Genomic DNA, 23334 nt, shown 5'->3' on the forward strand with positions numbered 1-23334 from the left:
TTTCTCCCGGCTCTCTTCGGCGAACACGCCGGAGACTTCCCCCGTTCTGCGCGCTCACACCGCGAGGTGCCGAATGGCTCTCTACCGCCCTGTCCGTGCCGTAGCCAACGTCGTGTTCGGCGTACTGCTGCTGGTGTCCCTGGTCCCGGGACCTGTTCTGGCAGCCCCGGTCGACCGCGCCGCCCTCAACCCTCAGATGGCTGCCTACCTGGCCGTCCATCCCGGCGGGACGGTGCTCAACGACAACGAGGTCAGCTACAGCGGCGGCACCCTCGTCGTGACCCTGCGGGCGCCCGTGGGCACCCATGCCGTGGCGGACTGCCCGCTGGGCTGGTACTGCTTCTATGATCGGCCCGACTTCGGTTACCCCCGGGGCAAGCTCTCCTCGTGCGGCCGGCAGAACCTGGCGACCTGGGACTGGCAGTTCCGAATCGAATCGGCCCACTACAACATGGGCAGCGGCTCGGTCACCTTTTACTACGACAGCAGTCCACTGTTCAGCGTCGGGGCAGGCAACCGCGTCCGGACGGACGCCTCGCCCTACCGGAACTGGGCCAACTACGTCAGCCGCACCTGCTACTGACCGTAGGGGGAATGGAAGGCGGCACACGGGATGTGCGTCGTTGTCTCGGTCCAGGTGGCATCGAGAAACAGATAGTAGCCAAGCATCGTCTCGTTCGACCCGGTCGTCTCACGACTGAGCAGCCGACCGGTGTCAGGATCGAAGATCAGCGTTTCCCGCCGTCCGTCGACGCCGTCGGCGCTGACCGCGTACCCGGGGCGGTTCGCCCGGTCCGGGTAACTGCCCCGGTAGCGGACGCCGGGCATCTCGATCACCAACTGGAGCAGGGCGGCGCGCTGCCGGGGCGTGAGCGGCCAGAACCGATAAAACCAGTCGACCAGCCCGAGCGTGCCGGCCGCATCGTCCAGCTCCCGGGGAAGACTGCGGTGCAGCGCGACGAACTGCTCACGCAACACGGCCAACTCCTCCGCTGGCTCGGGGGGAACGTCGGTGAGGCCGCCGACGCCGTACGGGGTGACGTCCGGCGTCCCGGTCCGCTGGCCGCCCTCGAATCTGGTCACGGAGCGGCGGCCGGACCGTTGCGAGGTCCACCACAGCTGCTCCTCCTGGTAACGCCCCGGGTCGTCGGAGCCGGCGTCCAGATCGTTGGGCGACCACACCCGCAGGCAGACGTATGCGTAGGGGCCCTGCGTCGCCGGCACCGGCAGGTCGCGGAGGGCCTCGGCGAGGCGGCGGAGCGTGGTCATCGCGGCGTCGTCGCGGCGTGGGGACACCTCGCGTGGCGTTCCGCGACCACCTCGGCCGGGCTCCTCCCCGGGCCACCGGTTGGCCGCCCCGAACTGCTCCGGTCCGACCGTGTCGCCGGCCAGTAGGAGGACCAGGCTGGTGCTGAGCGCGGCGACCATGAATCTGGTCAGCCGCACCCGCAACGTCGAGCCGACCCCTACGGTCGGGGGAAACCGCCGGATGTTCCGCCACCGGTCCGGCCGGCCGGTCCGGGTGGCCGGCGAGGAGTTACCCGGCCGGCCCGACGCCCCGGTAACGGGTGCGGTGGCGCGTCCGGGTGCGGTCGACTGGCAGGCGATCGGCGCGCCACCGTTTCGTCGTGGGAACGGCACCGGGCCCCGCGAGCCCGCGGCCTTCCTCGCCCGCTGCCGCCCCGGCTGCGTCGATGGGACGAACCTCGACGCGTCCGGTGGCCCGTCCGACCCGGCGTGCCGGTGCGAGGACATGCTCACGACGCCGTACGGCCAGGCCAAGTCGGTCTGCTCCTGCCATGTTGGCGTGGCCGGACCGTTCTGCTGCTGGTGCCGCCCCTGGGCAACTGAGCCCGTGGTGGCCTGCCGTGGCGGACCGGCAATCGGCCTGGGCTGTGGTGGGAATGGCGGCGGCGGTGTCGACGCCGAGTGTTGTGCCCGGCGGTGCGCCCGGCGGTATGCCTCCGTTGCGTGGGCGGCCAACCGGAAGCACCAACGACGACCGGCGTCGTCGATGTTGTCAAAGGTCATGCAGGTGAGGGCCTGGCTGATCAGGGAGAGCGTGGCCTGATTACGCCACTCCGGCAGCCAGTCCTTTTCGGCGTAGGTCAGGCCGGCCTTGTTGACGGCCTTTACCAGGTTGGTCAACACGGGCAGCAGTCGGCTCGACGGCGGGGCGTTCGGTGTGACGAGGTGGTGCAGGAGCGCGTCAGCCTGGTCGGCCGGCAGCCCCGGACGACTTGCACCGTCATCCCCGGGCGGTGGCGCGACCCAGAGCAGGGCTGTCGTCACCAGCAGGCAGTACAAGTCACGGCTCAGTGGCGCGTCCTCCTCGAAGGAGCTGAGGTCGATCAGCCGGAACTGGTTCGGCCGCCGGGTATTGGTGCTGGAGAGGGGGATCAGAACGTTGCCCCCGTGCAGGTCACCGTGGGCGAAGCCGAACAGGTAGTCGACCATGTGGGTGGCGAGGGTCGAGTCCTCATCAGCCAGCCGTAGGGGATTCGGCAGCACCTGGCCGTCGAGGTGCACCCAGTCGTCGCCGGGCTGGGCCAAACCCAGCCGGGCTGCCTCCGCGCGGGCCACCGGCAGGGCCTGTGTCACGGCCAGTTCGCGGCTGAGGTACCGGTCAACGCGGGTGCGGTCGACGGAGGGGCCCGGTCCGGCCCGGCGCTTACCGTCGCCGTTCAGGTCGGTGGACAGGCTCGTCACCACAGCCCGGACGGCTCCGACGATGGACTTGTCGTCGTCGGCCAGTTCAGTGAGGGTCAGGACCGGGTCGCCGCCGTTGGCGACGCTCTGGAACATCAGGTGACGGCCGTCGCCCACCGGATACCAGTGGTACCGCTGCTGCACCAGGCGGCGTTCGGCGAAGCCGGGGGCGGACGACCAGGCCAACTCGTGCCGCCCCGGCTCCTTGGTGTGCGGCCAGGCGGGCAGCACCTTGACGAGGAGCTTCTCGCTACCGGTCCGGCCCGGTCCGCGGGGGCGGGGGCGGTCGAGCGTGATGGTGAAGAGGAACGCCTCGGTGTAGCCACGCGCCCGGCGTGATTGGGCGGGCATGCGGACGGTGCCGCCGAAGCCGTCGGCCCAACTACGCAGCGCGGATGTCACCTTGCTGTCATGAACGTAATCGTTCAGGTCGGCGTTGAGACCCTGGTCCATCGTCGTCGTTGAACCTTCTGCTACGAGGGGTGAAGCTGGCGCTGGCGACCCCGGGTGCGCCGCCTGGGAGCAGGCACGGGACGCGCGGTCTGAATCTACGGCAAGTCGCCGCGAAGCGGTTACTAATCCGTGTGTCAGCGAAAATCATGACTTAGTGATAGATGGCGATCACTGTACGTCTCCTTGGGGGTGCTTGTCGTTACCTATGGCGGACTGGAACTAGACTCAGTCACCGAATGGGGAGGTGGCCGTGGCAGAGCGTACTGATTCCCTGCTCAGGCGGCAGAACGAGCCGGAGATGATGGCATTGCTCCGGGCCATGGCGGTCTGTCACTCCCGTGCCCAACGGCTCGATGGCCTGCGGATGTGGATCTCCGTGGGGGTCGGGGCGGCAGGTGCGGTGGTCGCCCTCACCGGCGTGTCGGGAACGGCGGTCACCGCCGTCGGTGCTCTCTGGGCGGTGGCCAACGCCGTCGGTCTCGGTTCCTGGTCCAACGGCCAGATCCGCCGGGCGGCCACCCTTCAGGAGATGTTCGACGTGGAGCTGTTCGGCCTGCCGTGGAACACCGTGGCGGTCGGCGAGCGGATCGGCGCACACGAGGTGAGCCGCCTCGACCGCGCCTTCCGGGGCGGCGAACGCTATCTACACGACTACTACGAGGTGCCGCCGCTGCCCGTGCCGTGGGACGTGCTGGCCTGTCAGCAGCAGAACCTCGGCTGGGGTGCCCGGCTCCGCCGTCGCTATGCCCATGCCGTCCTCGCCGGAGTGGCCGGCTGGGTGCTGGTCGGGATGACCTTCGGCGTGGTGGCCGGTCTGACCGTGTCGCAGTTGTTGCTCCAGTGGTTCGTGCCCTCCCTGGGGGCACTGCTGCTCGGCGTGGAGATCTACCGGGGGCAGCGGGACGTCGCTGCCGACCGGGACCGGGCCATGGCGATCCTCCAGGGCCACATCACCTCGGCTGTGCGCCGCCGCGACCACCCGGCCACCACCACGGAACTGCTGACCGTGGCCCGACAGATCCAGGACGTGATCTTTCACAGCCGGCGTGGTCATCCACGGGTGCCCAACTGGTTCTTCCGCCGCTTCCACGCCGCCGACCGGCTCGACTTCCAGTCGACGATGGACAGCCTCGCCGAACTACTCAAGGTGCCTGCCCCGGTTGCCCGCCTCGACGGCTGAACACCGTTGGTGGGCGGCCGACAGCCGCGTGGAGCCAGCTGAACTGGTGACGTTCGATCGGCCGTACTGCTGGATGTGCGGACGACGGAGTTGGTCACCTGCCCCCGGAACGCGTTCGACTGGCTTGGCCCGGCTGGTGTGCGGGCAGTGGTGATCCGCTGGCTGCGCCTGGTCGCGGCGGACGCCGAGCTGGCCCCGTACCTGATCGGGCTGGACCGGCCACGGCTGGCAGGCAGGCTGACCGCTCAGTTGGCTACGGCCCTCGGTGGCCCCGGCTCCGGCGTTGGCCCTGGGTCGGGAGGCGGCATGGGCTCCGGGGGCGGTGGACGGGCGGCTGGCGGGGCGTGGCGGCGGCTCGGGCTCACCGACGAGCAGCACTGGCGGGTGCTGGACTACCTGGCCGCCGTGCTGTGCGGCCTCGGCCTGCCGGTCGACACGATCGTCGCGGCCCAGCGCGCCGTCGCCGGCGAAGCCCGCGCGTGACGTCGGTCAGCCCCAGTTGTCCCCGTACTCACGGACCCCGTTGACGTCGAGGGTGATCCGGCTGTTGGCGGTCCACGCGCCGGTGGCCGGCTGCCAGCTCGGGTCGTCGCGTTCGTCGATCGCCGTCCAGTTCGGCCGGTGCAGCCGGAGCTGGATCGCCCCGGAGGAGGCGCCGGGGGCGAGGACGCCGGTGGTGAAGGTTAGCTCCACCCAGCCGGGGAAGGGGGTTCCGGGCACCGGGTAGACGGTCGGGGTCGGGCTGGGACCGGGCGGCGGCGCGGGCGGCGGGAAGTACTGGAGGGTACGCCGGATGTGGTCGCAGCCCAGCGTCGCCCAGTCGCACTCGGTGGTCAGCGCGGCGTTGCCGTTCTCGAAGCGCAGGTGGTAGCGGACCCGCACGGTGGTCAGGTCCAGCGGCGCGGTGCCGGTGTTGGTGACGGCGAGCCGGAACTGGGCCTGGTTGTCGGTGGGCGCCCAGTCGAGGTTGAGGTAGTCGACCTTCGCCCGCCCGTACGCGGTGCGCACCTCGGTGACCGGCGAGGTGTCGGAGTAACCGCCGATCGCGTACGCCTGGAGGGCGATCCGGTAGTCGGTGCCGGGGGCCAGGTTGGTCAGGGTGATGCCGGCGGTCTCCGTGCTGCCCAGACCCCGGTAGGCGTTCGGCCCGAGCGGCGAGAGCACATCGTAGGTGATCGGGCCGCCCGGCTCGCCCTTCCAGGTCGACGGGGTCCAGCTCAGGGTGAGCCGGTGCGGGTCGTTGCTCACCACCACCGGGGCGCCGGGGGTGGTGAGCGCCGGGGTGTCGTCGGCGCGGGCGGCGGTGACCGCGCCCAGGCTCACGAGCGCGGCGACGGTGGCGGTGGCGGTGGCGGTGATGCGAGCGGCACGCATGCCGGGGATGCTACGGACCTCGATGTGCATCTATCAATGACCGATGTGGTGGCTGATTCGTTTACGTCATCAGCCCGACAGCATGGTGACCCACCACCGGCTCCCGGCGGCTCGGCGGTGACGAGCCGCCGGGAACCGTCCGGTTGTCGGTGCCGACTGCTTCAATGGGTGCCACCGACACGGACGGGGCAGCCGGATGACCGGGGTACGCATCGCGCGGTGGCAGGCCGAAGACCTGGAACTGCTGCGTCGGCTCAACGTGCCGGAGGTTCGCGACCACACCGGCGGCCCGGAGACCGACGAGCAGGTGGTCGCCCGGCACGAACGGTACGTACGCGGCCACGGCCCGCGCAGTGGCCAGATGTTCACGGTGGTGCTGCCCGACGGGCGCAAGGTCGGCAGCGTCGGCTACGGGGAACGGGTCTGGCACGACGTCCCGGTCTACGAGCTGGGCTGGGCGATCCTCCCCGATCACCAGGGCCGGGGGCTGGCCACCGCCGCCACGCTGGCGGCCCTCGCCGACGCCCGCGCCCGGGGCCGGGGCCGGCACCGATGGGCGCACGCCTACCCGTCGGTCGGCAACGCGGCCTCCAACGCGGTCTGCCGCAAGGCCGGCTTCACCCTGCTCGGCCCCACCGACTTCGAGTACCCGCCGGGCCGGCTGATGCGCTCCAACGACTGGCGGCTCGACTTGGCCGACCCGGCCTGAGCCGACCGGTCGGCCGCCGCCCACCAGGGCAGCACTCCCGCCGACATGCGCCACGGGCGGGACCCGCGCGCGGGTCCCGCCCGTGGCGCATGTCGTGCTCAGGCGGGGATGTAGTCGAAGACGTCCGGGTTGGGGCCCGTCCGGCCCGTCTCGCCCTTGTCCAGCCCGCTGATCCGTTCCATGGCCGTGTCGTCCAGGGTGAAGTCGAAGATCCGGAAGTTCTCCTCGATCCGCTTCGGGGTGGTCGACTTCGGGAAGACGATGTCGCCGCGCTGCACGTGCCAACGCAGCACCACCTGGGCGGAGGTGCGCCCCACCTGCTCGGCGATGTCGACGATCGTCGGGTCGTCGAGCACCCTGCCCTGGGCGATCGGCGACCACGCCTCGGTGAGGATGTTGTGGGCGTCGCCGTACGCGCGCACCTGCTCATTGGTGAGGTACGGGTGCACCTCGATCTGGTTGACCGCCGGCACCACGTCCGCCTCGGCGGCCAGCCGCTCCAGGTGCGGCACCTGGAAGTTCGACACCCCGATCGAGCGGGCCCGGCCGTCGCGCCGGAACTCCTCCAGCGCCTTCCAGGTGGAGACGAAATCGCCGTCGTAACGGGTCGGCAGCGGCCAGTGGATGAGGAACAGGTCGATGTGGTCCATCTTCAGCGCGGACAGCGTCGACTCGAACGCCTTGCGGGCGTCCTCGGGGCGGTGGAAGCCGTTGTTCAGCTTGCTGGTCACGAAGACCTCGCCCCGGTCCAGCCCGGAGGTGCGGATCGCCGCGCCGACCTCCGCCTCGTTGCCGTACATCTCGGCGGTGTCGATGTGCCGGTAGCCGATCTCCAGCGCCCGGCTGACGGCCGCGGCGGTGTCCTTCGGCTCGATCTGGTAGACCCCGAAGCCGAGCTGCGGGATGGTGTTGCCGTCGTTGAGGCTGATGTCGGGAACGGTGTGTGCCATGCCGGGGGTTTACCCGGTCAGGCCGCGTCCTCACGGCCCGACCGGGGTGATCTGTGACAACCGGACCGTTCAGCCCCAGATCGCGGTGGCCCACTCCGGGTGGTCGACGAACGGGTTGCGGTTGCCCTGCCAGCGCTCGTAGATGCGCTGGTTGCGGCGCTGCTCGAAGGCGTCCGGCGGGTCCTGCCGGTGCCACTGGAGCAGCACCGGCAGCCGGCCCAGGTAGGGCGCGCTGCCGTTGCTGACGGAGTTGTTCATCTCCAGGTTCGGCCAGCCGTCGTCACCCTCGTACCGGATCGCCATATACATGATCATGCGGGCGACGTCGCCCTTGACCGCGTTGCGGGGCTCGAACGAGTCGGCGTCCGTGTAGCTGCCGGCGGCCTCGGCGACCGCGCTGCCGCCGGTGTCGAAGTCCTTGTTGCCGCGTGCGGAGTTGACCGTCACGTCCTCCGGGCGCAGGTGGTGCACGTCGGTGCCCGGCCCGGTGGCGGTGCCGAAGTCACCGTGCGACTTGGCCCAGACGTGCTCCCGGTTCCAGTCGTTGGACCCGCCGCCGTTGCTGCTCTTGCTCTGCGACCGTCCGCTGTAGAGCAGGATGACGTTGTTGGCGTTCGCCGGGTCCTGGTCGGTGTCCTTCAACGCGTCCCACACCTGGTCGTAGCTGAGCTTCGTCTGGGTCCTGATGATGGTGTGCAGCGAGCTGCGCAGCGCGCTGCCGCTCTTGCCGACCGCGTTCGCGTAGTACGTCGAGTCGTACGGCCCGGTGGAGCCGGTGGGCGCGGGGGTGGGGGCGGCGGTCGCGGTGGGCGTCGGCGTGCTGCCGCCGCCGAGGCTCATCGCGCTCGGGCTCTTCAACCCACCGTGACTGAAGTACGCGGTCAGCGTCCCGGTCGCGGTGACCTGCCGGCCGCGCAGCGTCGGGTTGGTCAACAGCCCGAACGTGCTGCGGTAGTCGGCGGTGATCTGGACGTAGAGCATCCGGCTGGTGCCGGTCTCGGTGGCGGTGTCGGCCAGGGCGATGGCGGTGTCGGCGGTGTAGCCGGAGGTGAGCACCGTGCTGGCGCCGGTCGGCTGGCCGATCACGTAACCGGTGACCGTGGCGGTCCGACCGTCCTGGGCGGCGAGGGCCTGCGCCACGGTCGACGTGGCCGCCGCGGACGCCGAGGTCGCGGTCACCGCCACCGGGACCGCCAGGGTGACGGCGGCGGCGAGCGCGGCGATCAGCCGCCCGGGTCGCGGGCGGGTGCTGCTCTTCATATCCATGCCCGGCGATGTTATCGGCCGGAACCCGACCGGCGGGAGGTCGACGAGGTGAATTCCCGCCCACCGCCAACCGCTGCGCGCCGAGGTCCCACCCACCCGGCGACGCCCCCCGGGACCGGGACCGCTGCGGGGTGGGGCCGGGACCGGTCGGCCCCGGCCTCACCGGCTCACTTGGCGAGCGGCTGGCCCTGCTTGTCGCGGAACGCGCCGACCAGGATCATGATCAGATCGATGAAGGCCCAGATGCCCAATCCGCCGATGGTGATCAGCTGGAGCACGCCGGTGCCGACCTTGCCGGTATAGAACCGGTGCGCGCCGAGCACACCGACAAAGAAGCAGAGCAGCAGGGCGACGACCCAGGACTTCTGGGTGGTGACAGGAGAGGTCACTGCGGTCCTTTCTCAGGTGGAGACAGTCGCGGGAGCGTATCCACCGGCCCGGTGTCGCACAAGATCGAAAGTGTCGGCTCCGACCGGACGGACGAGCAGGTCCGGGCCGTGCGACCGGCCCCCGACCGCGAGCCGGCCACGGACCCCGCCGCCGGTCGGATCGGGCCGGTCGGATGGACACGGATCGGGCCGGTCGGATGGACGCCGGTCGGGTCGGTGCCGGGTCGGTCGGATCGATTGCGGGTCGGTGCGGAGCCGTAGCCGGCTCAGCGGGCGCGGACGGCGGCGGATGCGACGCGGAACCCGATCGTCCGGTCGACCAGCCGTTCCACCAGTTCCGCCTTGCGCAGGCCGCCCACCCCGCGCAACCCGAGCCGGGCGGCCAGCGCCCGCAGGTCCCGGATCGACCAGGGCGTCAGGTACGCCGTACCGTCCCGGCGGTGCGCCATGGTGGCCAGCGTGGCCGATGCGGCGTCCAGGTCGACGCCCGACGGGGTGGGCTGCACCGGCGCGGCCGGCAGGAGAGTCGCCGGCGTCGGGGCGGCCGGCCGGTCGGCGGCGTCACCGGCCGGTGCCACCGGGACGACGACCAGCCGGGCCCGGCCCTGCGCCAGCGCGGCGACGTCGGCGGCCGACAGCCCGGACAGCAACTCACCCACCCGGGCCAGCACCCCGGCCGCGAGGTCCCCGCCGGGCGGCGTCCCGGTCACACCACCACCTCGCGCGGTTGCAGGTGGGCGATGAACTCGGAGGTGATCTGCCGCAACTCCTCCTGCACCACCGGCGAGGTGACCCGGTGACGCAGCACCACCGGCACCCCGCGCGGGGTGTTCCCGGCGAACAGGGTGATGTTCTCCCGCAGGGCGGTGGGAAAGACCGGCAGCCCGAGGGCGCGGACCTGGTCCAGGTAGCCCTGGTGGGCGGCGATGGGCCGCTGCGCGGTCAGCTGGATCATGGTGAAGACCACCCCGGCGATGTCCGGGGCCACCTTGTGGTGCCGGCGGCTGGTGGCGAACCGGCGGGCGTCGGCGTTGTAGCGGTCGACGAGTTCGCGGACACTGCCGCAGAGGTGGTCGATGCCGAGGGTGGACAGGTAGTCCGCCTTCGCCGGGATCAGCAGGTGGTCGCTGGCGATGACGGCGGACTGGGTGACCACGTTGAAGTTCGGCGGGCAGTCGATCAGCACCAGGTCGTAGCCGTCGAGCGCCGCGTCGTGCAGCCCCTCGGCCAGCGCCCCGCGGACCCGGAACAGCTCCCGGTCGTAGTCCTCCCCGTCGGCCACGCCCCGGGCCAGCGCCAGGTCGATGTCGGCCAGGCCGAGGTGCGAGGCGATCAGGTCGAGCCGCCCGGCCCCGGACAGGTGCGCGTTGGCCGGGCCGGGGGAGACCACCAGCTCACCCAGGGTCACCGCCGGGGTGTCCCCGCGCAGGCCGTCGTACCAGCGTTTCACGGTGCGGCCGTCGCGCAGCCGTTCCCGCCAGTCGTCCGGGTCGTAGAAGCTGAACGTCAGGCTGGTCTGCGGATCGAGGTCGATCAGCAGCACCTTCATCCCCCGGTTTGCCAGTTCGGCCCCGAGGTTGGCGGTCACGGTGGTCTTACCCACCCCGCCCTTGTAGTTGATCACGGACACCACGTACACCGACGGCACCTCCCCAGAGGGGGAACCGTAACCGCCAGGATGGCGTCTGACCATCCATGATGTCCTCCCCGGCCGGTCACGCTCCGCGATCGGCCGGCCGGCTCGTCGCCGTCGGTGCCGGGTTCGCCGCCCTGGCCGTGCTGCTCTGGGCGGTCGGCATGACCGCGTGGCAACCGCTCACCGAGCCGGTCGGCCCGTGGTCGGAGCGGCTCCCCGACGCGCACACCTACTGGGCCCGTGACCTGCGTTTCCTGGCGCTGATGGCGGTCGTGTCCGGGCTGGTGCTGGCCGGTGGCGGCCGGCGACCCTGGACCCTGCGGGCCGTGCTGCTCGGCGGTGGCGCGCTGGCCGCCGACGTCGCCGTCGACCGGGCCGACCCCACCGGCCCCGGCGCGACCGTGTCGCTCGTCGTCCTCGGCTGGCTGGCCGTCGCCCTCACCGCTGCCTCCGCCGTACGCCGGGACGCAGCGCCCGGGCGGGACCGGGCCGTGCTGGCCGGACTCTCCGTCGTCGCGGCGGTGTTGGCGCTGGTCGCCGTGCTGACCCGGGCACCGACCGACCGGGAAGCCGAACTGGGTCCGGCCGCCCTGATGACCGGCCTGCTCCTGCTGGCGTTGACCGTGGCGGCTGCGCTGGCCGCCGCACCCGGGCGGGGGCGGGCCCGGATCGCGGTGGCGGTGGCCGTCGTCGGCGGGGTCGGCCTGCCGGTGGTCCGGCTCGTCGGGCCGGCCGACCGGCTGCCCCCGGCGGCGGTGCTCGGCGCGGTGCTGCTGGTAGGGGTGACGGTGCTGACCCGGCCCTGGTCGGGCGGCCGACCGGCATGGCGGCGGTACGCGCTGCTCGTCCCGGTCACCCTGGTCGTCCCGCTGGCGCTGCTGTCCGGCGCGCTGCTGGTCAGCGCGGTTCTCGGGCTCGGTGCCCCGTTGACCGCGCTGGCCGGCAACAGCCCGATCGCCGGCTCCGATGCGCTCCCGTCGCTGGCCGGGCTGCTCGCCGGTCTGGGCACCGCGTTGCTGCACGCCGGGGTCACTCGACGACCGGCAGCACCACCTCGTTGTGTCGCAGGAACCACGGCTTCCACGGCGGGTCGTACCGGGCGTACCGGATCGCCCCCGACGGGGTCAGGCCGGCGTCGGTGACGGCCCGGCCCAGTGCGGTGGCCCGCTGCTCGAAGGCCCGGTCGGTCCACCGCCCGGCGAACCGGACCGCCGCGGCGAGTTGCTCCGGGATCTCCCGGACGGTGATCCGGGGGTCCTCCGGCTCGGGCACGGTGGCCGGGCTGAGCCGCGCCGGCAGCACGAACCACACCAACCAGTTCCCGGGTCGGTCGCCCTCCTCCTGGACCACCGGCGCGGTCATCGCGATCTGCTCGGAGCCGGTCGCCTCCTGGACCACCGGCCCGCTCGCCCCCATCCGCCGTCGGGACCGGTTGGCCCCGGACAGGTACGCGGCCAGCGGCCGGAACGCGGCGGTGCCGGCGGCGGCGAACCCACCGTCGATCCGTAGCTCGGCGACCAGATGGGCCGGGTACCGGCGCAGCTCGAAGCCGGGGTGCCGGCCCAGCACCCGGTACGGCTGCTGCTCGGTCATGGGGCACGCTCCCGGTTCCGGAGATCTCCTCCACCGCAACGCTACCGCCCGTCGGGGTTTTCCTCCCGGGGAAGCGGAACGGTCCGCCAGTACTGCCGGCTGCCCTCGTCCCGGACGACCACCCCGAGCCGGGCCAGCTCACCGCGCAGTTCCCGGGCGTCGCGCTGCCGGCCGGCCTCGACGGCCCGCTGCCGCACGCGCAGCAGCGGGTCGGCCCCCGGCGGCAGGTCGGGCAGCCCCGCCACCCATCGGCGGAAGGCGTCCCGGTGCGGGTCGGCGTCCTGCCACGGCCAACCGTGCTCACGGAAGGCGTCGCGCAGTCGACGCGGGCTGAGGTCGGACCGTTCCCGGGCCAGTTCCGCACCGGCGGGGTCGAGCAGCACCAGCTCCTTGCGGTCGGCGAAGACGGCGGTGACGGTCCGGCGGGCCAGATCGCGGTCGACGCCGTCGCGGCGCAGCCGTGCCCCGGTCCGGTCCACGGTGACGATCAGCCGTTCCCGGGTCCCGACAAAGGCGACGAACAGGCCGGCCAGCACGCCGAGCGCCACGCCCCCGGCCAGCGCCCGTCGGTACGGCAACCCGGCGACCAGCTCGAACCAGCCCTGCACCGGGGCCCAGGGCAGCCCGGCCACCCAGTCGGCGACCAGCGGCAGCAGCCCGCCCACGGCGGCGCCCAGCAGCGGGAAGCCAACCCACATCACCACCAGTTCCCCGACGTCACCCCCGACCGTGGTCGGTGCGCCCGGCTCCCCCGCCCGCATGGTCAGTGCACCTCCCGCCGCATCGTGCGCACCAGCCCGGCGGCGAGCGGCGCGGCCACCCAGACCAGCAGGGACACCCCGAGCCGGCCCCACTGCCCGGCGGTCACGTCCGGGCCGAGCAGCGGCTCCATGGTGATCGAGGTGTCCAGCCAGCGGGCCGGGTCGTGCAGCGCCGAGATCATCGCGGAGAGGATGCCCCACACCGTCGGCAGCAGCAGCGAGGTGACGATCGCCAGCGGGGTGTTGAGCAGCAGCAACCCGAACCCCGCGCCGATCAGCACGTTGATGGCCTGGAACACGGCGGCGTGCCCGGCCACCGTCCAGTCGAAGTCCCAGCTGCCCGCCCCGCCGGTGACCCCGGCCAGCAGGGTGCCGGCGGCGGCGACGGTCAGGCTGACCAGCACCGACGCCAGCGCGGCGAGCAGCACGGCGGCGAGCTTGGCGACCACCACCCGCTCCCGGCGTGGCACCAGGGCGAACGTGGTCAGGGCGGTGCGCTGGGACCACTCGGCGGTGATCGACAGGATGCCCAGCACCGGCAGCAGCAGCGCCACCGGCGCCAGTGACGCGGTGAAGAAATTGGTGAAGGTCTGTGCGGCGTCGTCGACGAAGCGCAGTTGCAGCGCGACGATCGCGGCGGCGATCAGCCCGATCGAGGCCAGCAGCCAGCGGCCGGCCCGGGTGTCGCCGAGCTTGCGCAGCTCCACCCCGATCAGCCGGGCCAGGGACGGTCCGGGGACCGCTTCCCGGACGGGGACGGGGGGTGTGGTCGTCACGGTGGTCACTTCACGGCCTCCTTGGTGCTCGCGCCGGCGGTCAGGGTGAGGAAGAGCTGTTCCAGGCCACCGCCACCGGCCGGGCGCAGCTCGGTCAGGACCAGCCCGGCGTCGGCGGCGGCCTGCCCGACGGCGTCGGGCTCGGCGCGGACCACACACCCGCCGTCGGCGCTGCCGGTGGCGTCCAGCCCGGCCCGGTCGAGGGTGAGCCGCAGGGCGTGCGGGTCGCGGGCCCGGACCAGCGTGCCGGCGCCGGCCAGCAGTTCGTCCTTGCCGCCCTGGGCGACCACCCGGCCACCGCCGATCACCACCAGCCGGTCGGCGACCGCCTCCACCTCCCGCAGCAGGTGGGAGGAGAGCAGCACGGTGCCGCCCCGGTCGGCGAAGTCGCGCAGCAACCCGCGCATCCAGAAGATCCCCTCCGGGTCCAGGCCGTTGGCCGGCTCGTCGAGGACCAGCACCCGGGGTTCGCCGAGCAGCGCCAGCGCCAGGCCGAGCCGCTGCCGCATGCCCAGCGAGTACGCCCCGACCCGCCGCTTCGCCGCCACCGGGTTCAGGCCCACCCGGTCGAGGACGGCGGCCACCCGCCCGGCGTCCACGCCCATGGTCCGGGCGGCCAGGGTCAGCGTCTCCCGCCCGCTGCGCCCGACGTGCTGCGCCGAGGCGTCCAGCAGCACGCCCACCTCCCGCCCCGGGTTGGGCAGCTCCCGGTAGGGGCGGCCGGCGACGGCAGCGGCGCCGGAGGTCGGGCGGGTCAGCCCGCAGAGCATCCGCATGGTGGTGGACTTGCCGGCGCCGTTCGGGCCGAGGAAACCGGTCACCGTGCCGGGTTCGCACCGGAAGGAGACGTCGTCGACGGCGGCGTGCGGGCCGTACCGCTTGGTGAGGTGGTCAGCTGTAATCATGCCGTCGAGCCTGTCGGAGCCACCCGGCCGGGCGCTGCGGCCGGCGGTCGAGCGTCACCCCTACCTAGGTCTACCGGCAGACCTCGACTTTGGTTGGTGTCCGGGAGGCCGGCCGGGTTTCTAGCATGGGTGGGTGAGTGCTGCCGTCGTACCCGATCATCCCTGGCTGCTGCCGGGGGCGCTGACGCCCGAGGCGAGGGCGCCCCGGCGTACGCCCCGGGACTGGCTGGTCGACGTGGTGGCCTTCCTGCTCGCCCTCGGCTGGGCGCTGGTGGCGTTCGGTGACGCGGTGTCACCGAACCCGCAGTTCGCCCACAACGCGGGCCCGTCCTGGCTGGTCGGGGTCGACCTGCTGGCGGGTCTCGCCTGCTGCGCGGCCCTCTGGCTGCGCCGGCGCTGGCCGGTCGGGCTGGCCGTGGTCGGACTGCCGCTGGCCCTGTTCTCGGTGACCGCCGGGGTGGCGCTGCTGATCGTGGTGTTCACCGTGCTGGTCCACCGTCCGCTGCCGGTCGGCGCGGCGCTGGTCGGCTTCCACCTGCTGACGGTCCCGCTCTACACCGCCGTCCGCCCCGATCCGTCGCTGCCCTACTGGGGGACGGTGGCCTGGACGGTGATGTTCATCGGCGTGGTGGTGGCCTGGGCGATGTTCGTCCGGGCCCGCCGGCAGCTGGTGCTGTCGCTGCGCGACCGCGCCCACCGGGCGGAGGCCGAGCAGCAGCTCCGCGTCGACCAGGCCCGCCAGCTGGAACGCACCCGGATCGCCCGGGAGATGCACGACGTGCTGGCGCACCGGATCTCGCTGCTCAGCCTGCACGCCGGGGCGCTGGAATTCCGCCCGGACGCGTCACCGCAGGAGGTGGCGCGGGCGGCCGGGGTGATCCGGGGCAGCGCCCACGCCGCCCTGCAGGACCTGCGCGAGGTGATCGGGGTGCTCCGCGCCGACACCGCCGGCGGCGACACCGGCCCGGAACGCCCCCAGCCCACCCTCGCGGACGTGCCCGCGCTGATCGCCGAGTCCCGGGCCGCCGGGGTGCGGGTCACCCTGGTCGACGAGGTCGCCGACCCGGCGGACGTGCCGACGGCGGTGGGGCGCGGCGCGTACCGGATCGTGCAGGAGGGGCTGACCAACGCGCGCAAGCACGCCCCCGGTGCGGCGGTCGCCGTCCGGCTGGCCGGCGCACCGGGACGGGAGTTGAGCGTCGAGATCCGTAACCCGTGGCCGGTGGGCCCACCCGGGCCGGTGCTGCCGGGCGCCGGGACCGGGCTGGTCGGCATCGCCGAGCGGGTCACCCTGACCGGTGGCCGGCTGACGCACGGTCGGGACGACGCGACCGGCGACTTCCGGTTGGCCGCCCGACTGCCGTGGCGGGCATGAACCGCCCGGCCGGGACCGCCGCCCGGTTGCCCGGTGGTACCCGGTGACCGGCACGACGGACGGCGGCGACGCCCCGGTGCGGGTGTTGATCGTCGACGACGACGCGCTGGTCCGCGCCGGGCTGTCGATGATCCTCGGCGGCGTGCCGGACCTGCGGGTGGTGGGCGAGGCGGCCGACGGCGACGAGGTGCCCGCCGCCGTCGCCGGGTGCGCGCCCGACGTGGTCCTGATGGACATCCGGATGCCCCGGGTGGACGGGTTGGCCGCCACCGAGGCGCTGCGGGCGCTGCCGCACCCGCCGGAGGTGCTGGTGCTGACCACCTTCGACGCCGACGAGCAGGTGCTGCGGGCGTTGCGGGCCGGCGCGGGCGGCTTCCTGCTCAAGGACACCCCACCCGCCGAGATCGTCCGGGCGGTGCGCCGGGTGGCGGCCGGCGAGGCGACCCTGTCGCCGACGGTGACCCGGCAGCTGATCAGCCACCTGACCGACGGGCCGACGCCGGGCCCGGACCCGCGTCGGGACCGGGCGCTGCGGCTGTTGGTCGGGCTCACCGAACGGGAACGGGAGGTGGCGGTGGCGCTCGGCCACGGCCGGAGCAACGCGGAGATCTCGGCGGAGCTGTTCATGAGCGTGGCGACGGTGAAGGCGTACGTGTCGCGGCTGCTGACCAAGCTGGCGCTGAACAACCGGGTCCAGGTGGCGCTGCTGGTCCACGACGCGGGCCTGGTCTGACAGCGCCAAACCCTCAGAGTCGATACCCTCATCTTTGGTGGTATCACCGATGAGGGTATTGGAGCTGAGCGTGGACGGCTTTGTGGGACGTGACCGGGAACTCGGCCTTCTCGACGGCATCCTGGCCAAGGTCAGCCGGGGTGGGCGGGCCGGACGCCCCGGCCGGGCGCTGTTGATGCGTGGGCGTCGTCGGGTCGGCAAGTCCCGGTTGGTCGAGGAGTTCGTCGACCGGGCCGGGGTCCCCTACCTGTTCTTCACCGCATCCGCCCAGCCCACCGTGGCTGCCGATCTCGCCCTGTTCGTCGAGGCCGTGGTCGGGTCCAGCCTGCCCGGTGCGCAACTCTTCGCCGCCCAACGCCCGAGCACCTGGGACGCCGCGCTCACCCTGCTGGCCGCCGCCCTGCCGACAGACCGGCCGGCCGTGGTGGTGCTCGACGAGTTGCCCTACCTGATCGCCACGGACCCCGGACTGGAGGGCACCCTGCAGAAGGTGTTCGACCGGGAGTTGTCACGGCTGCCGGTCCTGTTGGTCTGCATCGGCTCCGACCTGGCGATGATGGAGGCGCTGAACGACTACGGGCGGCCGTTCCACCAGCGGGCGACGGAGCTGGTGGTGCCGCCGCTGAGCCCCACCGACGTCCGGGACATGCTCGGTGCGGCACCGGCCGACGCCTTCGACGCCTATCTGGTCTCCGGCGGCCTGCCGCTGATCCTCGACGAGTGGCCCGCCGGGGCCGGCCTCGGCGACTACCTCGCCGAGGCGGTCACCGACCCGACCTCCGCCCTGCTGGTCAGTGCGGAACGGGCGCTGGCCGCCGAGTTCCCGACCCAGTCGCAGGCCGGTCTGGTGCTGCGGGCCATCGGTTCCGGTGAACGCACCTTCTCCCTGATCGCGCGAGCGGCCGGTGACCTGCCCCAGGCATCGCTCAGCCGGGCACTGCGGTTGCTGGCCGACAAGCGCATCGTCGAGGTCGCCACCCCGCTGTCCACCCGCCCCTCCCGGGAGACCCGTTACACCGTCGCCGACCCGTACCTGCGCTTCTGGCTGACCTTCCTCGGCCCGTACCTGCCCGAGATCGAGCGCGGACGGGGCGATCTCACCCTCGCCAGGATCCGCACCTCCTGGACGTCCTGGCGGGGCCGGGCGATCGAGCCGGTGGTACGGGAGGCGCTGCGGCGACTGCCGGCCGGCCACCTGCCCGACGACACCGCCGTGGTGGGCGGCTACTGGACCCGGACCAACGACCCGGAGATCGACCTGGTCGGGGCGGACCGTGGGCCGGTCGCCCGGCGGATCACCTTCGTCGGCTCGGTGAAGTGGCTGGAGAACCGACCCTTCGACGGGCACGACCTGGGTCGGCTCACCCTGCACCGGTCCCGGCTGCCCGGTGCCGACGAACAGGTGGCGCTGCTGGCGGTCGCCCGGGCCGGTGCGGTGGTGGACGGTGTGCGGGTGTTGACGCCGGAGGATCTGCTCACCGCCTGGGGGGATTGAACCGCCGCCGGTCACCGCCCGTACCACTGCGCGAGGATGCGTTGCGGCGATTCAGCCGCAACTGCTGCCGAACTGCGGGAGGCCTGCCGTGCGAGTTGGTGAGCAGTCGACGGACCCCATCGATCAGGTTCTGGGTGAGGTGCCGGTGCCCGCCTCGTTGACACCCGAGGACGTCCGGCTCGCGGTGCGGGCGGTGGTGGTGCACGCCGCCGAGGAATGGCCCAACGGGCCGCTGTGCCGCAACGACGGTGCGTCCTACCCGTGCCGGTTGCACCGCTGGGGACGGCGGGTGCTGGAGAACCACGGATTGAACGAGCGTCAGATCGACGCGCTGATCCGGCACGGAAACCCGTTCGTGCACGTGCCCTTCCCGTTTACGTACACCACGCCCCGGCCCGGCACGGCCCCGGCGCGGACCGCCCCGGCGGCCGGCTACCCGGCCCGTGACCAGGTCGGCCGACCCGGCACACCCGGGGCGCGGCCCACCACGTCGGGGCTGCGGCCCGGGGTGCGCTCCGGCGTGCCGGGACGGCCGGTGGCGCCCCCCGCCACCGCGCCGCGCTGGCCCCGGGCGAGCTGAGCGGGCAGGCCCGTCCGACGCCCCTGGTGCCCCGACGCCGGCCCGGCCCCGATGATCCCGTGGGGCCGGACCGGCGTCGGCCAGTGTGCCGGTCAGCGGCTGACGCCGCAGTCGGGAGCCGCCCAGCTGGTGCGGTTCGTCGACGTGTCGCGGTTGTTCTCCCGCCGGGAGTCCACGTGGACGTGGTCGTCGTGGCCGGCGTACCCGGGGCCGTAGATGCCGCTGAACCCGTGGTCGCGGGAGGCGCGGGCGATCTCGCAGAGTGACCTGCTGCCCGAGGTCAGGTCGGCGGCGTTGCCGTAGAGGTGCTGGCTGTCCGACGCCCCGCCGACCTGCTTGTTGCAGTTGGAGTCGCGGAAGCCGCTGGTGACGTTGAGCGGCTTGTCGCCCAGGCCGCGCCGCAGCGCCTCCAGTTTCCACATGGTGCGCACGGCGGTGGCCTTGGTGTCGGTGGCGGAGACCGGACCGCCGCTCCACCCGCCCTCGCCGCAGCCGTCGTCCAGTTCGCGGTAGCTGAAGTGGGCCGGCGTGCAGTCGTTGTCCTGCAACTGGTAGAGCTTGGTGAAGGTCTGCCGGCCGGCGACGCCGTCGCTGCGCAGCCCGTACGCGGTCTGGAAGCGCTTGACCGCGGCGGTGGTCTCGGGGCCGAAGTCCCCGTCGATCCGGACGATTCCCCCGCGGCCCGCCCAACCGGCGACCCGGATCTGCAACTGGCGGACGTCATCGCCGGAGCGCCCCTGGTAGAGGTCGCGTTTCCAGGTGTAGCAGCCGTCGGCGTGGGCCGCTGGCGCGGCGACCACCGTGGCGATCGCGGCTCCCGGCAGAGCCAGGGCGAACGCGACGAGTGCCCGCTTCACAGTGTTCTGGCGCACAGAAGTCCTCCCGATTGGCAGTGATTGGGGTGGTGAACAGGGCATCGCCCGGGACGTCCTGCGACTTCCACCCTGACAGCTGGCCGGCTGATTCGCGGTGATAAAGGGGAATTGTCCTCACAGTTGGTGATAGCTGGGTGTCACCTGTGAATTGCGGTGAATTGCAATTCGGTCAGGTCGTACCGGCGCGGGACGGATTTCCCCATAGCGGCGGAGTATCCCGAAACGGATCAGTCGGGCACCCAGGGTGATGTGGGTTCGTGACCGGGACCCGGTAACGTCGTCCGCGCCGGCGAGGTCGGGGAGGTGCAGGTGGCGCGGGGCGGGGTCTTCTGTGTCGAGGGGCAGTGGCACCGTGACCTCAACGAACGCGGGTCCGTGTTGCCCACCCTCGACCTGCTCGAACGGCTCGGCCGCATCCGCTACATCCACAAGGACGCCGCCACCCGCGACGAGCTGTTCTACTTCCTCGACCGCTGGCTGCTCAAGCAGTACGCCGACCACCGGGTCGGCTTCTTCGCCATGCACGGCGAGCCCAGCCGGCTCTGCCTCACCGACTGGGACTCCGTCGAGCTGGCCGACGTCGCCGAGCGGATGGCCGGCCGGGCCGAGGGCCGGCGGCTCTACTTCGGCAGCTGCTCGGTGCTGCGCGCCTCCGACGCCACGCTGCGCGACTTCCTCGACGTCACCGGCGCGGCCCTGATCTGCGGTTTCACCCGCGAGGTCGACTGGGTCGAGTCGGCCGCCTTCGAGACGGTGCTGCTCGACGTGCTCGCCAACGGCCAGCGGCACAATGCCGCCGAGCTGCGGATGGGCTCGGCGCACTGGGCGCCGCTCGCGGCGTACCTCGGGTTCCGGGTGATCTACGCCAACGGCCGCGCCTGGCGGCCCACGGCCCGGCCCCGGGTCCCCGCCCAGCCCGCGCCGGGCCGGGTCGGCGGCCGGTCCGGTTGACGCCCGCCGAGTCGCCGGCCGACGGGCCTGGTAGAACCGGGGGATGGCACGCAGCGTCGCAACCAACACCCGGGTCGACCGGGACGCCCTGATCGAGTTCGTCCGCCCCCGGCACCGGGTGCTGCTGATGACCACCCGGGCCGACGGCCGTCCGCAGTCCTCCCCGGTCGCCTGCGGTGTGGACGGCGTCGGACGGTTGATGATCTCCAGCTACCCGGAACGGGCCAAGATCGCCAACATCCGCCGTGACCCCCGGGTCTCCGCCTGTGTGCTCTCCGACGACTGGGACGGCCCATGGGTGCAGGTCGACGGGGTGGCCGAGGTGCTCGACCTGCCCGACGCGCTGGAGCCGCTGGTGGACTACTTCCGCAGCATCTCCGGGGAACACCCGGACTGGGACGAGTACCGGGCGGCCATGGTGGCGCAGGGCAAGTCGCTGATCAGGATCACCGTCGAGAGCTGGGGGCCGATCGCCACCGGCGGTTTTCCGGCCCGGCTCGCCGACTGACCCCGCCGGCACCGCCGCTGCCGGCCGGGGCGGCCCCGCCGCCGGCAGGCCCGGCTCAGCCGACCAGGGCCGCGTAGACGAGTTGGCGGAGCTGGGAGCGCAGCGGGTAGGTGCTCGACGGCATCAGCTGGGTGAACAGCAGCGCGGTGATCTCCTCGGCCGGGTCGACCCAGAACGCGGTGCTGGCCAACCCGCCCCAGTAGTATTCGCCGACGCTGCTCGGCACCTTGGCCGGCACCGGGTCCTGCACCACGGCGAAGCCCAGCCCGAAGCCGATGCCGTCCAGCACCGTCTCGGCGAACCCCTGCGGCTGCAACGACGCCAGGTCGCCGCCGCCGGGCAGGTGGTTGCGGGTCATGTAGCGCACCGTCCGGGGCCCGAGCAGTCGTACGCCGTCCAGCTCGCCGCCGCGCAGCAGCAGCTGGGTGAACCGGTGGTAGTCGGCGGCCGTGGAGACCAACCCGCCCCCGCCGGACAGGCACTGCGGCGGGGCCAGCGCGGCGGCACCGAGCTGATCGGCGCGGACCGCCCGACCGGTGCCGGGGTGCGGGGTGTAGAGGGCGGCGAGCCGCTTGGCATCCGCCTGGTCGACCCAGAACCCGGTGTCGGTCATGCCCAGCGGGACGAGGATGCGGGTGGTGAGGAAATCGGCCAGGCTCTGCCCGGAGAGCACCTCGACGAGCCGGCCGAGCACGTCGGTGGAGACGCCGTAGTTCCAACCGGTGCCGGGCTGGAACAGCAGCGGCAGCTTCGCCATCCCGGCGCTGGCCCCGGCCAGGTCCAGCCCCGGCGGGACGCCGAGGTCGTAGCCGGCGGCCCGGTAGAGCGCGTCGACCACCGAGGTCTGCGCGAACCCGTAGGTCAGCCCGGCGGTGTGGGTGAGCAGGTGCCAGACCCGGATCGGCTCGACCGCCGGCACGGTGTACGCCTTGAGCGCCGAGCCCTTGTCGAAGACCCGGACGTCGGCGAACTCCGGCAGCCAGCGGCTGATCGGGTCGGTCAGCTCGAACCGGCCCTCCTCCCACAGCATCATCGCCGCGACCGAGGTGATCGGCTTGGTCATCGAGTAGATCCGCCAGATGGTGTCGGGCTCGACCGGGGTGCCCGCCTCCAGGTCGCGCAGCCCGTGGACCGAGGAGTGCGCGACCTCGCCGCGCCGGGTGACCACGATCTGCCAGCCGGCCAGCCGCCCGTCGTCGACGTACCGGCCGAAGTGGTCGTCGATCCGGGCCAGCCGGCCCGGGTCGAAGCCGATGCGGTCCGGGTCGGTGCTGCGTGCCACGTTCACGTCACCGAACGTACTAGCCGGTGCGCGCCGGGCGGTAGGTGCGCCGACGGTGTCGGTGCTCGCACCTATGGTGGAGCGATGCCGCAGGCCGCCGAGGACGAGACGTTCCGCCACACCGACTGGTACGCCGAGGAGTTGGTCGACCGGCACTTCGTCCGCTGCGTCTTCTCCGACGTCGACCTGACCGAGGCGGTCAGCCGGGGCGCCTCGTTCACCGAGTGCTCCTTCGGCGGGGTGTCGTTCAACTCCTCCCGGCACACCGACTCGGCCTTCGTCCGCTGCGTGTTCCGCCGGTGCAACCTGTTCGAGGCCGAGTTCACCGGCTGCAAGCTGGTCGGCAGCACGTTCGACCAGTGCGAGCTGCGTCCGTTGCGGGTGTCGGGTGGGGACTGGTCGTTCGTCGCGCTACCGGGGGCCGACCTGCGCGGCGCGCAGCTCAGCGACGTACGGATGCGTGAGGCCGATCTGACCGGGGCGAATCTGACCGGCGCGACCCTGGCCCGGGTGGACCTCTCGGCCGCCCAACTGCACGCGGTGCGGTTCACCGGGGCCGATCTGCGGGGCAGCGACCTCACCGCGCTGGACCCGACGGCGGTCGAGCGGGCCGGCGCGGTGATCGACCCGGAGCAGGCGATGGTGCTCGCCCAGTCGTTGGGTTTCGAGATCCGCTGACGGCCACCTATTGTTGATCTCCGCGCCATCATGAGGTTGAGCTGGGCTTTCATCCTTGGCAGGTAACTTTCCATCGCTCGCACTTGGTAACAAACTGGAAACGCCCACCCGCTGGCATATGGCGCATCCCGGCCCTGGAATGACAACGTGAGAACG

24 protein-coding genes and 1 pseudogene are annotated in these 23334 nt (G+C 72.5%); 12 read left to right on the forward strand and 13 right to left on the reverse strand.

The annotated features are described in order from the left end of the window. The first annotated feature begins 73 nt into the window (after nt 1-73). Nucleotides 74-583 carry a peptidase inhibitor family I36 protein gene (locus GA0070216_RS26070; RefSeq protein ID WP_141723205.1) on the forward strand — a complete coding sequence of 170 codons (510 nt, stop codon included), beginning with the start codon at nt 74-76 and terminating at the stop codon, nt 581-583. Here the strand turns inward: GA0070216_RS26070 and GA0070216_RS26075 are convergent. Further along, entirely contained in the window at nt 577-3162 is a 2586-nt protein-coding gene (locus tag GA0070216_RS26075) for a hypothetical protein (RefSeq protein ID WP_091251506.1), read from the reverse strand. The two genes, GA0070216_RS26070 and GA0070216_RS26075, sit on opposite strands and share 7 nt — an antisense overlap. A 250-nt stretch (nt 3163-3412) precedes the next feature. Here GA0070216_RS26075 and GA0070216_RS26080 point away from each other — a divergent pair, with 250 nt between their 5' ends. Beyond that, nucleotides 3413-4342, forward strand: a complete 930-nt coding sequence (locus tag GA0070216_RS26080) for an S-4TM family putative pore-forming effector (protein ID WP_141723206.1) — start codon at nt 3413-3415, stop codon at nt 4340-4342. A 147-nt stretch (nt 4343-4489) separates the two neighbouring features. Then, nucleotides 4490-4825 carry a globin gene (locus GA0070216_RS26085; RefSeq protein ID WP_245722746.1) on the forward strand — a complete coding sequence of 112 codons (336 nt, stop codon included), beginning with the start codon at nt 4490-4492 and terminating at the stop codon, nt 4823-4825. Nucleotides 4826-4831: 6 nt separating this feature from the next. On the opposite strand, the gene GA0070216_RS26090 is transcribed toward GA0070216_RS26085, so the two are convergent. After that, entirely contained in the window at nt 4832-5716 is an 885-nt protein-coding gene (locus tag GA0070216_RS26090) for a cellulose binding domain-containing protein (protein WP_091251688.1), read from the reverse strand. 196 nt (nt 5717-5912) lie between these two features. On the opposite strand from GA0070216_RS26090, the gene GA0070216_RS26095 reads away from it, so the two are divergent. After that, nucleotides 5913-6425, forward strand: a complete 513-nt coding sequence (locus tag GA0070216_RS26095; protein WP_091251509.1) for a GNAT family N-acetyltransferase — start codon at nt 5913-5915, stop codon at nt 6423-6425. Between the two features lie 98 nt (nt 6426-6523). Here GA0070216_RS26095 and GA0070216_RS26100 read toward each other — a convergent pair whose 3' ends face one another. From GA0070216_RS26100 to GA0070216_RS26125, 5 genes are all read right to left on the reverse strand, one after another. After that, the gene (locus tag GA0070216_RS26100; protein ID WP_091251511.1) at nt 6524-7375 is read right to left on the reverse strand and encodes an aldo/keto reductase; all 852 of its coding nucleotides are present in this window, start codon (nt 7373-7375) and stop codon (nt 6524-6526) included. A gap of 69 nt (nt 7376-7444) precedes the next feature. Further along, on the reverse strand, nt 7445-8641 hold the full coding sequence (locus GA0070216_RS26105) for an endonuclease (protein WP_091251514.1): 1197 nt from the start codon (nt 8639-8641) through the stop codon (nt 7445-7447). A gap of 167 nt (nt 8642-8808) precedes the next feature. Continuing rightward, entirely contained in the window at nt 8809-9030 is a 222-nt protein-coding gene (locus tag GA0070216_RS26110; RefSeq protein WP_091251519.1) for a TM2 domain-containing protein, read from the reverse strand. A gap of 266 nt (nt 9031-9296) precedes the next feature. Continuing rightward, the gene (locus GA0070216_RS26120; RefSeq protein WP_091251524.1) at nt 9297-9740 is read right to left on the reverse strand and encodes a Rho termination factor N-terminal domain-containing protein; all 444 of its coding nucleotides are present in this window, start codon (nt 9738-9740) and stop codon (nt 9297-9299) included. After that, complete coding sequence (locus GA0070216_RS26125; protein ID WP_091251528.1) at nt 9737-10669, reverse strand: ParA family protein; 933 nt, start codon at nt 10667-10669, stop codon at nt 9737-9739. The genes GA0070216_RS26120 and GA0070216_RS26125 overlap by 4 nt, the downstream gene beginning before the upstream one ends. A gap of 56 nt (nt 10670-10725) precedes the next feature. Here GA0070216_RS26125 and GA0070216_RS26130 point away from each other — a divergent pair, with 56 nt between their 5' ends. Further along, nucleotides 10726-11808, forward strand: a complete 1083-nt coding sequence (locus tag GA0070216_RS26130; RefSeq protein WP_091251531.1) for a hypothetical protein — start codon at nt 10726-10728, stop codon at nt 11806-11808. On the opposite strand, the gene GA0070216_RS26135 is transcribed toward GA0070216_RS26130, so the two are convergent. From GA0070216_RS26135 to GA0070216_RS26150, 4 genes are read right to left on the reverse strand one after another with little or no spacing between them, the layout of a single operon-like run. Continuing rightward, nucleotides 11696-12259, reverse strand: a complete 564-nt coding sequence (locus tag GA0070216_RS26135) for an SOUL family heme-binding protein (RefSeq protein WP_091251533.1) — start codon at nt 12257-12259, stop codon at nt 11696-11698. The genes GA0070216_RS26130 and GA0070216_RS26135 overlap by 113 nt on opposite strands. 41 nt (nt 12260-12300) lie before the next feature. Then, nucleotides 12301-13020, reverse strand: coding sequence for a YqeB family protein (locus tag GA0070216_RS26140; protein WP_091251535.1), 720 nt, complete (start codon nt 13018-13020; stop codon nt 12301-12303). A 2-nt stretch (nt 13021-13022) separates the two neighbouring features. Then, complete coding sequence (locus tag GA0070216_RS26145) at nt 13023-13805, reverse strand: ABC transporter permease (protein WP_091251537.1); 783 nt, start codon at nt 13803-13805, stop codon at nt 13023-13025. Beyond that, entirely contained in the window at nt 13802-14701 is a 900-nt protein-coding gene (locus GA0070216_RS26150; protein WP_091251538.1) for an ABC transporter ATP-binding protein, read from the reverse strand. The genes GA0070216_RS26145 and GA0070216_RS26150 overlap by 4 nt, the downstream gene beginning before the upstream one ends. A 133-nt stretch (nt 14702-14834) precedes the next feature. Between GA0070216_RS26150 and GA0070216_RS26155 the strand changes: the two genes are divergently transcribed. The 4 genes and pseudogenes from GA0070216_RS26155 to GA0070216_RS26170 all read left to right on the forward strand — a co-directional run bounded on the left by GA0070216_RS26155 (nt 14835) and on the right by GA0070216_RS26170 (nt 18884). Beyond that, the gene (locus tag GA0070216_RS26155; protein ID WP_091251540.1) at nt 14835-16076 is read left to right on the forward strand and encodes a sensor histidine kinase; all 1242 of its coding nucleotides are present in this window, start codon (nt 14835-14837) and stop codon (nt 16074-16076) included. Further along, nucleotides 16073-16809: pseudogene (locus GA0070216_RS26160) on the forward strand (response regulator). Before GA0070216_RS26155 ends, GA0070216_RS26160 begins: the two are co-directional and overlap by 4 nt. Nucleotides 16810-16858: 49 nt before the next feature. Beyond that, entirely contained in the window at nt 16859-18304 is a 1446-nt protein-coding gene (locus GA0070216_RS26165) for an ATP-binding protein (protein ID WP_091251542.1), read from the forward strand. Nucleotides 18305-18392: 88 nt separating this feature from the next. Beyond that, nucleotides 18393-18884, forward strand: a complete 492-nt coding sequence (locus GA0070216_RS26170) for a hypothetical protein (protein ID WP_091251545.1) — start codon at nt 18393-18395, stop codon at nt 18882-18884. Nucleotides 18885-18976: 92 nt separating this feature from the next. Here GA0070216_RS26170 and GA0070216_RS26175 read toward each other — a convergent pair whose 3' ends face one another. Continuing rightward, nucleotides 18977-19756 carry a D-Ala-D-Ala carboxypeptidase family metallohydrolase gene (locus GA0070216_RS26175; RefSeq protein ID WP_091251547.1) on the reverse strand — a complete coding sequence of 260 codons (780 nt, stop codon included), beginning with the start codon at nt 19754-19756 and terminating at the stop codon, nt 18977-18979. 312 nt (nt 19757-20068) lie between these two features. Between GA0070216_RS26175 and GA0070216_RS26180 the strand changes: the two genes are divergently transcribed. Both GA0070216_RS26180 and GA0070216_RS26185 read left to right on the forward strand, forming a co-directional pair. Then, nucleotides 20069-20710 (forward strand): DUF6642 family protein, encoded by a 642-nt coding sequence (locus tag GA0070216_RS26180; protein ID WP_091251693.1) that lies wholly within the window; start codon nt 20069-20071, stop codon nt 20708-20710. A 43-nt stretch (nt 20711-20753) separates the two neighbouring features. Next, nucleotides 20754-21218 carry a PPOX class F420-dependent oxidoreductase gene (locus tag GA0070216_RS26185; RefSeq protein WP_091251549.1) on the forward strand — a complete coding sequence of 155 codons (465 nt, stop codon included), beginning with the start codon at nt 20754-20756 and terminating at the stop codon, nt 21216-21218. A 55-nt stretch (nt 21219-21273) separates the two neighbouring features. Here the strand turns inward: GA0070216_RS26185 and GA0070216_RS26190 are convergent, their stop codons facing one another. Continuing rightward, on the reverse strand, nt 21274-22506 hold the full coding sequence (locus GA0070216_RS26190; protein ID WP_091251551.1) for a serine hydrolase domain-containing protein: 1233 nt from the start codon (nt 22504-22506) through the stop codon (nt 21274-21276). Between the two features lie 78 nt (nt 22507-22584). Between GA0070216_RS26190 and GA0070216_RS26195 the strand changes: the two genes are divergently transcribed. Next, nucleotides 22585-23178 (forward strand): pentapeptide repeat-containing protein, encoded by a 594-nt coding sequence (locus GA0070216_RS26195; RefSeq protein ID WP_091251554.1) that lies wholly within the window; start codon nt 22585-22587, stop codon nt 23176-23178. The last annotated feature ends 156 nt before the right edge of the window (nt 23179-23334 follow it).

It is taken from the genome of Micromonospora matsumotoense (genome assembly GCF_900091525.1).
Classification (GTDB): domain Bacteria; phylum Actinomycetota; class Actinomycetes; order Mycobacteriales; family Micromonosporaceae; genus Micromonospora; species Micromonospora matsumotoensis.

Bases quoted from the DNA above. Each gene is read 5' to 3' on its own strand.
- GA0070216_RS26070 (WP_141723205.1), top strand. From the start codon at position 74: ATGGCTCTCTACCGCCCTGTCCGTGCCGTAGCCAACGTCGTGTTCGGC.
- GA0070216_RS26075 (WP_091251506.1), bottom strand. From the start codon at position 3,162: ATGGACCAGGGTCTCAACGCCGACCTGAACGATTACGTTCATGACAGC.
- GA0070216_RS26090 (WP_091251688.1), bottom strand. From the start codon at position 5,716: ATGCGTGCCGCTCGCATCACCGCCACCGCCACCGCCACCGTCGCCGCG.
- GA0070216_RS26095 (WP_091251509.1), top strand. From the start codon at position 5,913: ATGACCGGGGTACGCATCGCGCGGTGGCAGGCCGAAGACCTGGAACTG.
- GA0070216_RS26100 (WP_091251511.1), bottom strand. From the start codon at position 7,375: ATGGCACACACCGTTCCCGACATCAGCCTCAACGACGGCAACACCATC.
- GA0070216_RS26105 (WP_091251514.1), bottom strand. From the start codon at position 8,641: ATGGATATGAAGAGCAGCACCCGCCCGCGACCCGGGCGGCTGATCGCC.
- GA0070216_RS26130 (WP_091251531.1), top strand. From the start codon at position 10,726: ATGATGTCCTCCCCGGCCGGTCACGCTCCGCGATCGGCCGGCCGGCTC.
- GA0070216_RS26135 (WP_091251533.1), bottom strand. From the start codon at position 12,259: ATGACCGAGCAGCAGCCGTACCGGGTGCTGGGCCGGCACCCCGGCTTC.
- GA0070216_RS26140 (WP_091251535.1), bottom strand. From the start codon at position 13,020: ATGCGGGCGGGGGAGCCGGGCGCACCGACCACGGTCGGGGGTGACGTC.
- GA0070216_RS26150 (WP_091251538.1), bottom strand. From the start codon at position 14,701: ATGATTACAGCTGACCACCTCACCAAGCGGTACGGCCCGCACGCCGCC.
- GA0070216_RS26165 (WP_091251542.1), top strand. From the start codon at position 16,859: ATGAGGGTATTGGAGCTGAGCGTGGACGGCTTTGTGGGACGTGACCGG.
- GA0070216_RS26185 (WP_091251549.1), top strand. From the start codon at position 20,754: ATGGCACGCAGCGTCGCAACCAACACCCGGGTCGACCGGGACGCCCTG.
- GA0070216_RS26195 (WP_091251554.1), top strand. From the start codon at position 22,585: ATGCCGCAGGCCGCCGAGGACGAGACGTTCCGCCACACCGACTGGTAC.